General features: G+C 55.6%; 9 protein-coding genes and 1 pseudogene. 9 read left to right on the top strand and 1 reads right to left on the bottom strand.

Annotated elements, in window-relative coordinates; translation table 11 throughout:
- Positions 1–96: 96 nt before the first annotated feature.
- The 5 genes from L6439_RS15045 (at position 97) to L6439_RS15025 (ending at position 7,359) form a co-directional block, all read left to right on the top strand.
- Positions 97–774, top strand: a complete 678-nt coding sequence (locus L6439_RS15045) for a metallophosphoesterase family protein (RefSeq protein ID WP_213468441.1) — start codon at positions 97–99, stop codon at positions 772–774.
- Between the two features lie 108 nt (positions 775–882).
- Positions 883–2,655: a Rieske (2Fe-2S) protein gene (locus L6439_RS15040; protein WP_213468344.1), complete on the top strand. Its 1,773-nt coding sequence runs from the start codon at positions 883–885 to the stop codon at positions 2,653–2,655.
- A 326-nt stretch (positions 2,656–2,981) separates the two neighbouring features.
- On the top strand, positions 2,982–3,392 hold the full coding sequence (locus L6439_RS15035; RefSeq protein WP_213468345.1) for a DMT family transporter: 411 nt from the start codon (positions 2,982–2,984) through the stop codon (positions 3,390–3,392).
- 367 nt (positions 3,393–3,759) lie between these two features.
- A complete protein-coding gene (locus tag L6439_RS15030; protein WP_213468346.1) occupies positions 3,760–4,359 on the top strand; it encodes a short chain dehydrogenase in 600 nt (199 codons plus the stop codon).
- Positions 4,360–4,560: 201 nt separating this feature from the next.
- Positions 4,561–7,359 (top strand): S-layer homology domain-containing protein, encoded by a 2,799-nt coding sequence (locus tag L6439_RS15025; RefSeq protein WP_213468347.1) that lies wholly within the window; start codon positions 4,561–4,563, stop codon positions 7,357–7,359.
- 94 nt (positions 7,360–7,453) lie between these two features.
- On the opposite strand, the gene L6439_RS15020 is transcribed toward L6439_RS15025, so the two are convergent.
- Complete coding sequence (locus tag L6439_RS15020; protein ID WP_168180673.1) at positions 7,454–8,803, bottom strand: lytic polysaccharide monooxygenase; 1,350 nt, start codon at positions 8,801–8,803, stop codon at positions 7,454–7,456.
- Positions 8,804–9,353: 550 nt separating this feature from the next.
- Here L6439_RS15020 and L6439_RS15015 point away from each other — a divergent pair.
- The 4 genes and pseudogenes from L6439_RS15015 (at position 9,354) to L6439_RS15000 (ending at position 13,473) form a co-directional block, all read left to right on the top strand.
- Entirely contained in the window at positions 9,354–9,974 is a 621-nt protein-coding gene (locus L6439_RS15015; RefSeq protein ID WP_213468348.1) for a hypothetical protein, read from the top strand.
- A pseudogene (locus L6439_RS15010) lies at positions 9,961–10,838 on the top strand (ABC transporter substrate-binding protein); the annotation flags it as partial. The gene L6439_RS15015 and the pseudogene L6439_RS15010, both read left to right, overlap by 14 nt.
- Before the next feature lie 105 nt (positions 10,839–10,943).
- The gene (locus L6439_RS15005) at positions 10,944–12,563 is read left to right on the top strand and encodes a helix-turn-helix domain-containing protein (protein WP_213468349.1); all 1,620 of its coding nucleotides are present in this window, start codon (positions 10,944–10,946) and stop codon (positions 12,561–12,563) included.
- 313 nt (positions 12,564–12,876) lie between these two features.
- A complete protein-coding gene (locus L6439_RS15000) occupies positions 12,877–13,473 on the top strand; it encodes an AAA family ATPase (protein ID WP_213468350.1) in 597 nt (198 codons plus the stop codon).
- Positions 13,474–13,672 lie beyond the last annotated feature (199 nt).

Below are 13,672 nucleotides of genomic sequence, written 5' to 3'. Positions count from 1 at the left end.
GAACGGAGATTTAGGATGCAGGCAAGGCTGGATCAGGGGCTGGATACGAAATATTCGCTCATGGTACGATGGGAAGAGAAAGAAGGGATCGATACGATGGAGCGAATGCTTGTCATTAGCGATATTCATGGAGAACTGGTGAAGTTCGAGCGGCTGCTGGAGATGGCCTGTTATGACGCGAATCGCGATCAGCTTTTGCTGCTGGGCGATTATATTGATCGTGGCCCGCATTCAAGAGAAGTGATCGCCAAGGTGCGGGAACTGCAGCAAGTGGGGGCCATCGTCTTGATGGGCAATCATGAGAAAATGATGCTTGACGCGTACCGCAATAAGGAAAAGGCGGTCGAGCGCTGGTTCCGCAACGGGGCAAAGCAGACGCTGCTGAGCTACGGCTATGCGGAGGATGAAGCAACAGGGCGGCCGGCGGCCATTCGCTGGACCGGTGAATTGCTGGATGTCATCTCATTCGTGGACAAGCTGCCCTACTATTATGAGACGGATGAGTATATATTCGTCCATGCCGGAGTGGAGCCGGGGATGCCGTTGGCGGCTTGCGATCCGCATAAGCTGCTCTGGATACGCGGGGAATTTCATAAGGGCTACAGCGGCCCGAAGACGGTCATATTCGGTCATTCCCCCGCGAAGCTGCTGCATGGTTCGGACGAGGTTTATTTTGGAGCCAATTCGATTATCGGCATTGACGGCGGCTGCGTATACGGAGGTCGGCTCAACTGCCTGGAGCTGCCATCCCGGCATATTTATTATGTCGAGTAAGGAAAGGAGGAGATAAGGCAGCGAGCGCGTTCATCGCGGCAAGCTGCCGCAAATCAAGGGCAATTTCTTAACGCTGAGAGAGTAGACTGAACAGAGGAGGGATGATTGATGACGGACTGGATACATGCGGGAACATGGGAAGAGCTTCAGGAACAGGGAGCCAAAGTCATTAAGGGCGGCATTGCGGTGTTCGTGCATGCCGATGAAGTGTATGCCGTGGACAACCGCTGCCCGCACATGGGATTTCCGCTTCATATGGGCAGTCTCTGCGAAGGCATTCTGACCTGCCACTGGCATCATGCCCGGTTCGACGTATGCAGCGGCGGCACGCTTGATCCTTGGGCTGACGATGTGCCTGTGCACCGGGTCAAGGTCGAGCAGGGAAGCGTATGGGTTGATCCGAGGCCCCAGGCCGCGAGCAGCGTGGAGAAGCAGCTTAGGCGCCTGCGGGAGGGGATGGAGCAGAACCTGTCCCTCGTGATTGCGAAGAGCGTCGTCGCGCTTGTCGAGTCGGGCGTGCCTGCGGCGGACATCGCCAGGGTGGGCGTCGAATTCGGGACGACATACCGTTCTGCCGGCTGGAGCTCGGGGCTGACCATCTTGGCGGCGATGGTGAACGTGCTGCCGAAGCTGGACAAATACGGGCGCATTCTTGCCCTGTATCACGGCCTTGCCCGGGTGGCGCGGGACTGCGCCGGACAGCCGGCGCGCTTCCTGCAGCAGCCGCTGCCGGAGACGGAGCAGCAGGCGACAGAGCATCTGTCAGCCTGGTACAGGAGATGCATTGAAGTTCGCGATATCCGCGGCGCAGAACGGGTGCTGGCTAGCGCGATTGCCAGCGGCATGGAGCCGAACGAGCTCATGTCGATGATGATGACAGCGGTTACCGATCACTTCTATATGGACGGGGGACATACGCTTGATTTCCATAACAAGGCGTTCGAAATGCTGCAGCATATCGGCAGCGATTCCACCGTGCGCGTCCTCAGCTCGCTCGTGCCGCTTCCGGCCCGGGCCACCCGCAGCGAGGAGCTGCAGCATTGGCAATCGCCGGTCAATCTCGTCGATCCGCTGCGGAAAGCCTTCCGGGAGCTGGAGGGATTGACCTGGCCCGCAGCGGAGACGCCTGCTTCGACCGGGGGCATGGCGCAGCAGGCCGAAGAAGAGGAACAGCAGCTTCTGGCCTTGCTTCTGGGCGAGCAGCCGCTGCAGACGATCGAGGCGCTTACGAATGCGCTGCTTGCCGGACGCTCTCCCGTGCGGCTGGCCCAACTCGTCGCTCTCGCAGCGGCGGAGCGGATCACCCGCTTCCATACCCAGAACGAGTTCGGGGATTGGATTACGGTGCTGCATACGTTCACGCATGCGCATGCCGTCCATGAGACGCTGCGGCGGAGCGCCAACGTCTTCACGGTGCGGGCCATCTATTACGCCGCCGTCACCGTCTACCTGGATCGCTTCCTTAACGTTCCGGCCGCCCGCCGGCCTAGCGGAGAGCACGCGGAAGCGAATCCGAATTCGACCGATCCGGGCTGGCTGCTCAAGCTGTTCGATCGGCAGCAGCAGGTGGCGGAAGCCGGCGAGTGGCTAGCCCAGTATTTGCGCCAAGACGGGGACATCGATGCCTTGTTCAACACGCTCGGCCATGCCTTGTTAAGAGAGGACGCGGAATTCCATTCGTACCAGATGTACGAGGCGGCCAGCGCGGAGTATGAACGCTGGGAGAACGAGAGCGGCCCGCTGGCTGCACAGGCCAAGCAGACGATGCTGCTTGCCTTGACGCGTTATCTGGCCGCGCATTCGCCGACGGCGCGGGAGCTGCCGCATACAGCGCGAATCGCGTGGCGTCTGTATCGGGGAGAGAAGCTGTTCGAGGAGTAACGGGAGCGGGACATGCCAGAGGACCGTGGCCGTCTGCTTCACATCGAGAAGAGGGAATAGCGCAGCGTGGAAGCGGCTGTCCGCAGACAGCAGGGGCAGCTGTTTTTCACGCTTTTTCCATTGGCGCAGAGGCTGCATGCCCTGTCGACGTTCGCCAGCGTCTGAAGGATGACATCGATTTGCAGCCAATGACGGCAACTTCCGGTTGACAGCGGGATTACCCGCATAATATACTGCCTAAATGGTACCGGAAAATATATTATAGTTCCATTATTACCGTGGAGTTCGCGAGGGCCATGGCCATGTGGAAAAAAGGAGTGAGCATCATGCATTGGGTCTATTTGTTCTTCGCCATTGCGCTTGAAGTAGCCGGCACCGTCTCGATGAAGCTGTCGCAAGGATTTACCAGGCTGTGGCCTTCCGTCTTGATGATTGTTTTTTATATCCTGGCGTTCTCGAGCTTGAACTTGTCGTTGAAGCAGGTGCCGGTCAGCGTCGCCTACGCGATCTGGTCGGGTCTTGGCACGGCCGCGATCGCGGTCATCGGCTACCTCGTGTTCCAGGAGTCGATGTCCTTGATGAAAGGCGTCTCGATTCTGCTCATTATACTGGGCGTCATCGGGCTCAATGTGGGAGGGCAGGAGAAGTCGTCCGGCAGCTCGGTTCACGAGGGCAGCCAGGCTGTGGTCCATTCCGGCTCCGCCTTCGACGGAGATCGCGCCCGCACAGGAGAATAACGGAACGCTTTAGCGTCTCATCCGGCTGCATGCGACAGCACGGGTGAGACGTTTCTTCTCCTGGCGTACCTGTGTGCAACCGCAGCCCCGGATGGCGGTTCTCAGCCTGGATTCCCTCCTGATTTCACCGCAAATTTTCCAATGAACAACATCGGCTTCCCCTGACAACATTTCTCCCCAAGTCGCCATCCTGTTAGCAGAAGATCACCATCGTGGTCATTACGTTGGCTTTCAGAACTTTTCGTATTTTGCGAACATGTTAAAGCAGGTCCAGGGGTGAGCCGGCTGCCGTGGTTCTCCGCATCCCCGGCAGGATACAATAGGAATAGACGGAGTACATATTTTTGCAAAGGAAAGGGGCAGCGACATGAAAATCTTGATTGTTGGGGCGAGCGGCACGATCGGGCGCGCTGTTGCGGCCGAACTGGAAGCCCGTCATGACATCATCCGCGCGGGGAGACGAGGGCCGGATGTGCAAGTGGATATTACCGACACGGACAGCATCCTGGCGATGTATAAGGCGACGGGCGAAGTGGATGCGGTCGTCAGCGCGGCCGGAAGCGCGTATTTCGGCCCGCTGGCGGACATGACGCCCGAACAGAACGAGTTGTCGATCGGGAGCAAGCTCAAGGGGCAGGTGAATCTGGTGCTTCTCGGTCACCCCTATGTTCGCGACCGCGGCAGCTTCACCTTGACGACGGGCATCATGATGGATGATCCGATTCTTCAAGGGGCCTCGGCCGCCCTGGCCAACGGCGGCGTCCAAGCGTTCGTCAAGGCGGCGGCTATCGAAATGCCGCGAGGCATCCGCATCAACAGCGTCAGCCCGAATGTGCTGCAGGAATCCATGGATGTCTATGGGGCGTTCTTCCCCGGCTTCGATCCCGTTCCCGCGCGGCGGGTTGCGCTGGCGTACCGGAAGAGCGCGGAGGGGGCGCAGACGGGACAAAGCTATGAGGTCTATTGACCCCGGAAAGTGATTATATTATGAAATATTTGGCGAAAGTGAAATCGAAACTCTTTTTAACCGATGAAAGGATTATGAGAAAGAATAGAAAAAAGAGAGGGAAACCAAATTGAAAAAGAAAGTCAGGCAATCGTTTTACTGTTGGGAACCCGGAAGGCAGAACATTGAGATTCAAAAGATAATTTCTAGTGGAGGGCGACAATGAAACGATTGATGGCAGCGCTGTTAAGCCTTATGTTAATCCTCACGTCTCATTCAGGTTTAGCACTAGCCAAGGGGAATGACATAAGTGCCGTTAGCGAGCAGGCATATACACGTATCGGAGAGGATTTCGACATTCTTGACGGGAATATACTTCTGGCAAAAAAAGACGGAACCGTATGGTATTGGGATATCTTCGGTTATCCTCTTCATGAATCCGATCCATTCTATAAAGCCAGGCTGATTCAAATTCCGGGCTTGCAGGATGTGAAACAGTTCTCGTTCGAGGGCAACGACGGGGAAAGTAGATTAATGACGAACTACGCTGCGCTAAAAAAAGACGGAACCGTATGGTTTTGGGATGCTAGGAACAACACCTATCTTAGAGATAGTTCCAGGACTGCTCCGAAGCCTATCAAAGATTTGAATCACGTAACTTCACTCGTCGCCGATTATTCCAGCAGATACCAAAAATTCAAGACCTTATTTGTATTAAAGTCAGACGGTTCGGTTTGGTGTTGGGTAGGCCGATTAGGAAAAGGTTCGTCGACGGCTCAATACAAGCTGCTTGATGATGTCGTATCCATAAAATCTGCGGACCGTCACGTATACGCGGTTAAAAAAGACGGTTCGGTATGGCAATGGGAGGCCTACATGTACTGGCCGCAAAACCAATTTCATTACGAAGGTCCAAAGCAGATTAAAGGGCTTGCAGATATCGTCAACATAGAGATGGGCGGTTTGACAAACTATGCCTATAAGAAAGATGGCACGGTCTGGTCTTGGCCAATGTACGAACCCGAAAGTATACCCATCCGGTTACATAAAGCAACAGGCACGCGGGGTATTGTTCAATTTAGCTCACAGCCGGCAGATTCGAATATCGATACTACTTATGCTTTGCGAAAGGACGATAAACTCTGGTCAATAGACAACGGCCGAGTGTTCCCCGGGCTTTCGAATATTGCTTCCGTACACCATAAGGACAAGGGGAGACAAAAGGGGAAATATGTATTTAAAAATTATGTATTGAAAAAGGATCAGACCTTGTGGGCCTGGGAAGACAGTGTTTCTGCCTTGCCGAAGCTTGTTGTGTTCACGACAGAATCGGCATCTGGCCATCGCTCTGGAAAAGGAAACAAATCAACTGGCGATCGTTCTGGGACAGCAAACAAACCAACTGGCGATCGTCCTGGGACAGCAGACAAACCAACTCGCGATCGTTTTGGGTCAACAGACAAACCAACTCGTGATCGTCCTGAGACAAAAGCCCAGCCTGTGATACGGCCTTTACCGGAAGTCAGCCTTTATCCGTTTCTTACGATGCTGCAGCCTGGCGGACAACAGTTCATTACCGCAAACAATGTGCTTCCCGGGACCAAAATAACGTACACCATTGACGATCCGAGCATAGGAACCTTAGCGAACGTGAATGGCATACCGGTCATAACCGCGAATAAAGCCGGACAAACCATGGTGCGGGCAACGGCAACCAGGGCCGGGTTACCGGATGAGACCACTTACTTATTGTTGTATGTCGCGGACGGCAGCATGCTGTCCGATACGTATGTCACTGCCGTCCGGTCCATTCCTGACGCAGACAAGCAGAATTCGGTTATCGTGGAAGGACTGACGCAAGCAGGAGAGCTTGTGATCACAGCCGCAAGCAGCGAAAAGCCGATTCCTGTTAACGGTCAGCTCGTCATAACACCCGAATTAATTGACCGCTTAGCAGGCAATGCGTCAAAGGCGAAGTCCGCGGTAAAGCAGGCGCTGTCAGAAAATAAGATTGTTCCTGCGAGAGAGCTGATCGTGAATGCGGAACTTCTGTCTTTGCCCACACAAAATGAATATATGTTCAAGCTGTATAAGGATGGCTTAGCCGGTCGGAACGATGTCGATTATATTACCGTTCATGCAGGGGATGCGACGATCGTGCTGAATGTTGCGACCGCGGATCGCCTGTTCCATTCGCTCCAGGTAATCGTGATTCGTCTGGTCAAAGAAAATAACGGCGGATACCGCATACAATTTGAAGATGAACAAGGGCGGGATCTTGCGAACGTGCCAAGCAACATCAAGCTGATTCTTCCTGCAAATGAGACAGACGCGACACATGCCAGCATGTTCTATACGAATGGGAAAAAAGCGCAGCCGATCGGCGGGAAGTACAATCCGTCCAAAAACGGCATGGAGGCGGAAATCAACCGTTCCGGAACGTATTTCGTGGACGAGAATTCCAGATCATTCCCGGATGTTGACGATCGGGATCCAGAGCTAAAGCAAGCGATACAGTTTCTGGCCTCCAAAGGAATCGTTAAAGGGAAGGACAAGGGCAAGTTTGAACCTGATTCTCTGCTCACCCGCGCAGAGTTCACGGCCATGCTTGTAAGAGCTTTTTACGCTTTGGATGAAACGGCGACAGAAAGTTTCTCAGACGTTCATCCGCCGCAATGGCATCATCCATACATCGCTTCATCCGAAAAAAAGCATATTGTCCAAGGTTATCCAGACGGCACGTTTAAGCCGGATCATACGATATCCCGGGAAGAAATGACCGCCATCGGCGCAAGATCCCTGCATGAAAAGAAACATTATTTTTACCCCGCGAATCCGGAGAAGTACCTGAACCAATTCGTGGACAAAGAAACGATATCCAATTGGGCCAAGCCGACGATGTCCTTGGCTGTGAAGCAGCGCTTGATCGATGTTCCCTCCGATCAACGGATTAGAGCCCGCGAGGCGGTCACGCGCGGGGAAGCTGCCCGGATGCTGTACCGGCTTTATTTGCAGCTGTGACCGCTGGCGCTGCGCAGAACATGAGAAAGATCGCCCTCCACTTGGCCAGGAAAGCCAAGCAGGGGGCGATTTACATGTTGCGGGGACTCGCGGATTATTTCAGCGTCCACAACGCGGGAACGTTCGGCGGCTCCCATCCGTTCAGCGAAGTATGCGGCTGTCTGCACTCATAGACCGACCCGTTATATGTCACTTGATCGCCGGCCGCATAGGCGGTATTCGGCGCCCAGGCGGCAATGGCCGGGCCGTCGGCAGTCTTCGCCGTTACGGCATTGCTGTCCGCGGATACATTGCCGGCAGCGTCGAACGCCCGCACGGTGAACGTATACTCCGTATTGGCGCTCAAGCCGGTCACGACATAGTCCGTCGTGCTGCCGGATACCGTCGCCACGAGCGTGCCGCCGCTGTAGATGCGGTACCCTGTCACGCCGACGTTGTCCGTGGACGGGTTCCACATCAGCGAGACGCTGGAGGATGTCGGCGTTCCCATGACATGCAGGCCCGTCGGCGCGGTCGGCGCTTCCGTATCAACAGGCACGGCCGGAGTCGTCACGCTTACGGTATTGCTTGCCGCCGATACGTTGCCCGCGGCATCCACCGCCCGAACCGAGAACGTATAGGCGGTGTTCGAGGTGAGCCCGCTCAACGTATAGCTCAATGTGGCGCCAGAGACGGAGGCAGCCAACGAACTGCCGTTATAGATGCGGTAGCCTGTCACGCCTACGTTGTCCGAAGAGGCGTTCCATGAGAGCGACACGCTCGTGGCGGTCGTTCCCGTTACGGCAAGGCCGGTCGGCGCGGCCGGCGCCTCGGTGTCGCCAGGATTGGTGCCGCTGAAGTTGACGTCGATGACGTTATAGAAGGCATTGGCCGTGTCGGCAATCTCCCAGACGGCGAGGATCACGTGGTAGCCCGTACGCTCCGGAACATTGCATGTATCCGAGTAGGTGAACGGCGGGCGCGCTCCCTTATAGTCCACGGAGCAGAATGGAGTCAGGACGAATGAATCGCGAGTAAGCGCGGCATTCGGGTTCCAGCCGGGCTTCGTGATGTAGTATTTCCAGCTGGAGGTAGCATGGGGGGCGGTCAATTTCCAGTTGAACGTATTTTGTCCGCTCGAAATGTTGACCTTGGCCCAACGGGTAGCCGATTGCTCATCAAGCTTCGGGAAAGCGCCGTTGGCGCTGGCAATCTTGCCGTCGGCCGGACCTGCATTCGGGAAGCCCTTCGGAGCTTCCAGACTTTGCGGCTCCCAGATGATCGCTCCGCAATCCTGGTTCTGGCCGGATTTGCACAAGGCGGCCCGGCTCGCCGGACCTTCGACATAGCCGTGCCCGAACGCTTTATCGGCGAAGAGCACCATACAGACGACGGCGGCCAGCATGACTCCGCAGGTAAGAAGCAGCCTGGACAGAAATGGATTCGACAGGCGCAGCTGATTCATATGATTTCCTCCTTCGATTTTGGATTGGATTTCGGCGTTTCGTCAAGAATTGAACCCCTTTAACTTTACTACGCACCCTCCTTCCTTAATAGATTGCCAGTACGTTGCAGGATCCGACGGGAGACCGGGCATCCTCTCCTTTCTATGGACTATTATTATATAAACTCTATGATAATAGAGCTTATACCGAATCATTGCGTTGCGGCAGACCGAAGAACAGCGGACAACGGAATAGGCTAAAACGGCAAACGGCGAAGCGGTGAACAGGTAAAGCGGGTCAAATGAAAGACGTCGAAACAGAAGCTCGAGCGAGGTAGAAAAATAAGGAAAATTGTATATCCCTATCATATAGGAAAAAGAAGAACGTGTGTGAATTGAATATTTTTTTACAAATTCTCAGGCTATAATTTTTATTAATTAAACCGCATTAATATTTAGCCTGATTGAGACCGGAGTGTCTTCTCGGAACCGCATTCGTACGTATACGCCGGGCAAATTGCTCCTTTGAACAATAAAAATTGCACTAATTTTCATGTATAGATAGCCAGAAATGCAGGAATTCGTTATAATAAATGAGAATGATTATCATTATAAATGCGGACCGGAGGCGCGCGGCATTCGCGTCGACGGCGAGGAATACAGCATGGTCCCGGGGATGTGCTCGCTCCGATTCATTACCCAGGCAGATTACTGCTTCGAATTCGGCGGGAAGGAACCGTTCTCGGTGATAAGCGTCGGGATTCCTGTGACCAGCTTTCATCCTTTCATGGAGGCGGCGGACGGGACAAGAAGCGTCGACTTTGCACAGATCATGGGCTGGCGCTCCTTCCGGAGCTTCCAGGAGGCGACGCTTCCCGCCGCGACGGTCATCCTGAAGCGGCTGATGGAACATGTCCGGAACGGCAGGGCGACCAATAGCGAGATCGAATGCAGTGTCTTGGAGCTGCTGGCGATGTCCTTCCGATCCTTCCTGGCGGATGGCCGGCCGGGACGCTCCAGGCTGGGGCGAACCGATATGCTGAGAATCCGGGAAGCGAGGGATATTCTGCAGGAGCGGTTGGCGGAGCCGCCGTCGCTGCTCGATCTGTCGCGGCTTATCGGGCTGAACGACTACAAACTGAAGACCGGCTTCAAGGAAATCTACGGCGCGGCCGGCGGAGAGCCAGGATAAGCCAGCCGCCGGGGCGGAGAGCGAAGCGGGCCGCATGCGAACGGTGACGGACGAATTCGGGGAGGTGAAGATTCCGGCCCATCCGCAGCGGGTGGCGGGCATCTATGTGGAGGATTATATGATGGCGCTCGGCATGAAGCCGATCGTGCAGTGGTATCATCCGAGCTGGGGGAAGCAGGATTATCTCGGGTTGGACGTGCCGCTGTTCGATATTACGGGCAGCATCGAGGCGCTGCTGGAAGCGAATCCCGATGTAATCATCGGGACGGGGGCGTCGATGCGGCCAAGTATGAGATGTATTCCAAAATCGCCCCGACTTACCGGCTGAAGGAAGAAATCTTGGCTGACCCCGCCAAAGTATTGACCACAATCGGAGATTTGCTTGGACTTCCGGACAAAGGCGAGAGCGCCGTCGCGCAGTACAAAGAAAAAATAGCCGATGCCAAGGAGAAGCTGTCCCAGGCCGCCAAAGGGGAGACGGTTGCCGTCATCCGCCTGAATGTCGGGGACAAGACGATGGCTTGATTCGGCGTCAATAACCGGTATAGCGGCACCATTTACCGGGATATGGGGCTTACCCCGCATCCGTTCGCGCGGGATATGACCGGTTATCATGCGATTCTCTCCGAGGAGAAGCTGCCGGAACTCGATGCGGATCATATTATTATCTTCCCTTCGAACGGCTCCTGGTCAACGGAGGAGAACACGGAAGCCGGGCAATTGCTGGACAGTCCCTTATGGAAGTCGCTCCCGGCCGTTCAGAAGAGACAGGTGTACAAGGCGGAGCGAACCCATTGGCAGTCCGGCGCGATAACGGCCAACATGAAGAAAATGGACGATCTTTTGCAATGGTTCGTGAAGTGAAGTGAAGTAAGCGGGTTGCTCTAATTCGTCATGGAAAGCTATTCAGCCCTCGCGCTGATTGGCTTTCTTTTTCCATCTTGTCAGATCGGTTCAGGGGGATAAGGAATGAAGGGGAATTCAGCCGAATCATCGGCTCGCCCAGCCTGGGTATATGTAATGAAGGACATTCGGTACTGCATGCTTGCCGCGAATGGCCACGCAAAGCAAGAACAACACGGTTTTTATTCGCTGTGGGTCGTCACCAGAGGCAGCGGAAAAATCGACATGGCCGGGACGGTATTCCGCCTCGAACAGGGGAAATGCTACAGCACGCCTCCCGGCGCGGCCTCCGCCGTTGTGTCCGGGGATGCCGGCTTGTGCTGTTACCGCTTGGCCTTCGACGCATTGCGGACGGATATTGCCGATGGGACGAACGAACCGCCTGGGGCGGGCGAGCCGTTCCCTTGCCGAGGGGAGGTATTATGCCATCCGTTCTCGCAGTGTATCGAGCATGTGGAAGCCATTTATCGATGGCGGCATGACAGCGATGCGATGGCGGTCTTCGACAACCATATCCGGTTCCAGCAATTGCTGAGGTTCATCCTGGGGCAGAATCAGGCGGCCGCGGGCGGGACAAGCCAGGCCGATGCCGTCCGCAAATCGATTTTGCATATCGAGCAGCATTATACGGAGCGGTTGACTGTAGAGCAGCTGGCGGAGCAGGCGGCGGTCGCGCGCTGGAAATATACCAGCTTATTTAAAAGAATGACGGGTCTTACCCCGCTTGAGTATGTGAATAAAATCCGAATCGAACGGGCGAAACACTTGCTGGTGACGACGAATGATCGGCTCTATGAGATCGGACAGCATGTCGGCTTCAATAATGAATATTATTTCAGCCGCCGATTCCGGCAGGAGGTCGGGATCTCGCCTGGGCATTACCGGCGCAATCATCGCGAGCAGCCTCGCGTCTTTGCCCCGTTCCTCGAAGATTTCGTGGTGGCTCTGGGCATGACCCCCGTCATGCAGGGCACCCATCCCGGGTGGGGACAGCAGGAGTATCTAGGGATCGGCCATGTGCCGGTCTTCGATGTCGCGGAAGGCGATATCGGGGCTCTCATCCGCTGCCAACCCGATATCATCCTGCTCGATGAAGGCTTCAGCCGGTGGATTCAAGGGGAACGGTTCGGCGGCTTGGCGCCGGTGCATTCGCTGGATCATCCCGGCGAAGACTGGCGCACGACGCTGCGCATGGCGTCGGTCCTGCTGGGGAAGACGGATCTGGTCGATAACATTATTGCGAAGTATGAGAGCAAGGCAGGAGAGGCGAGAAGCCGGCTGCAGCGCACCGTCCGGAATGGAACTGTCGCGTGTCTCCGAATCTCGGCTGCGGGCGTCAGCTTGTACGGGGGTCCTGAGCTTGGGTATACGGGCCCGGTTCTGTACCGCGACCTCGGCTTGACGCCGCATCCTCTGGTGCGTCAGTTGGCGAGCCGGACGCGGAAGGCTGCCCTGACTGTTGAATGGCTTGCGAGGCTCGATGCCGACCATCTGTTCATCACCTTCGACAAGCGCCATTCCGAAGCGCCCGGAGAGGAAAGGGATCTATTGGATTCATCGGTGTGGCGCAAGCTTCCGGCCGTGCGGAACCGGCGCGTCTATGAGGTCGACTTCTGGGCGTGGATGAATTATGGCGTCATCGCGCACAGCCGCAAAATCGACGATGTGCTTAACGCGCTGGCCTAGCCGGGCCAGCGCTTGCGGGCAGGCATCGATCTTCAATGCCGCCGAGGAAGGGAATCCCTCTTCGGCGGCTTTGCCGCGTTGCGGAACAGCCGGGATTATGTTGTGTTCTTGATGAGACGTTGACGCCCGGCCGATTGCAGTCTATATTACTGAGAGTACGATTTGGGAGGCGACGGACGCCGCGAGCATCATTCTCTACGAGAAATGGAATCTGCTCCGGACTGCCGGAATCATGCCGATCATGACTATGCGCATCTATGTATACAACGCCTGACGCACTTATGGGCTGTACAAAGACGATGGAGTGAAGCGAATGATTGTATGGTTGAACGGGGCGTTCGGCTCCGGCAAGACGACGACAGCCTTTGAGCTGCACCGGAGAATTCCGGATTCTTTTGTCTATGACCCGGAGAACGCAGGTTTTTTCATTCGGAAAAACGTGCCCAGTGAAATGACGCGAAGCGATTTTCAAGATTACCCGATGTGGCGGGAGTGCAATTACTCGATGCTTCGTCATATGAACGCCGAGTATGGCGGGGTTATCATTGTGCCGATGACGATCGTGAATGCCGATTATTTCCGCGAGATCGCAGGAAGGCTGCGGGAGGATGGCGCGATCGTGCATCATTTTGCCTTATGCGCATCCAAGGAAGTGCTCCTGAAGCGCTTGAAGACCCGCGGCGAGGGAGGGCAGTCGTGGGCGGCCCGGCAGATAGACCGATGCATCGACGGGTTGTCGCAGCCGGTGTTCCGCCAGCATCTCGACACCGATTCGATGACGTTGGAAGATGTTGTGTCCCGCATCGCTTCCGAATGCGGGCTGCCGATACTGCCGGATGAGAGAGGGCCGTTCAAGAAATCGTGGGATCGGCTCGCCACCAAAGTGAAGCATATCCGTTTTTTTGGCTGATGGAGAGTAACCGGCGGCAGGAGATGCGAAATGGGATGATGATGTCCTTCAGACGGAGTTTATTATGCCTGCCGGCCCGACGAAGAGCTTGCTATCGAGGCCGCTGCCATCCGGATTCGGCTCAGTAAGAAGAGCACCTTCTCACAATGGAACGAGAGGTGCTTTTTTCATTTCCACATCGATGGATAAGGCTGGGCGG

It is taken from the genome of Paenibacillus dendritiformis (assembly GCF_021654795.1).
Taxonomy (GTDB): Bacteria; Bacillota; Bacilli; order Paenibacillales; family Paenibacillaceae; genus Paenibacillus_B.
Note: the sequence above shows the minus strand (reverse complement) of the source record. Positions and strands in the feature narration are given on the sequence as shown.

Coding starts and splice junctions, on each gene's coding strand:
- L6439_RS15045 (WP_213468441.1), top strand. CDS start 97: ATGGAGCGAATGCTTGTCATTAGCGATATTCATGGAGAACTGGTGAAG.
- L6439_RS15025 (WP_213468347.1), top strand. CDS start 4,561: ATGAAACGATTGATGGCAGCGCTGTTAAGCCTTATGTTAATCCTCACG.
- L6439_RS15000 (WP_213468350.1), top strand. CDS start 12,877: ATGATTGTATGGTTGAACGGGGCGTTCGGCTCCGGCAAGACGACGACA.
- L6439_RS15035 (WP_213468345.1), top strand. CDS start 2,982: ATGCATTGGGTCTATTTGTTCTTCGCCATTGCGCTTGAAGTAGCCGGC.
- L6439_RS15015 (WP_213468348.1), top strand. CDS start 9,354: ATGCAGGAATTCGTTATAATAAATGAGAATGATTATCATTATAAATGC.
- L6439_RS15040 (WP_213468344.1), top strand. CDS start 883: ATGACGGACTGGATACATGCGGGAACATGGGAAGAGCTTCAGGAACAG.
- L6439_RS15020 (WP_168180673.1), bottom strand. CDS start 8,803: ATGAATCAGCTGCGCCTGTCGAATCCATTTCTGTCCAGGCTGCTTCTT.
- L6439_RS15030 (WP_213468346.1), top strand. CDS start 3,760: ATGAAAATCTTGATTGTTGGGGCGAGCGGCACGATCGGGCGCGCTGTT.
- L6439_RS15005 (WP_213468349.1), top strand. CDS start 10,944: ATGAAGGGGAATTCAGCCGAATCATCGGCTCGCCCAGCCTGGGTATAT.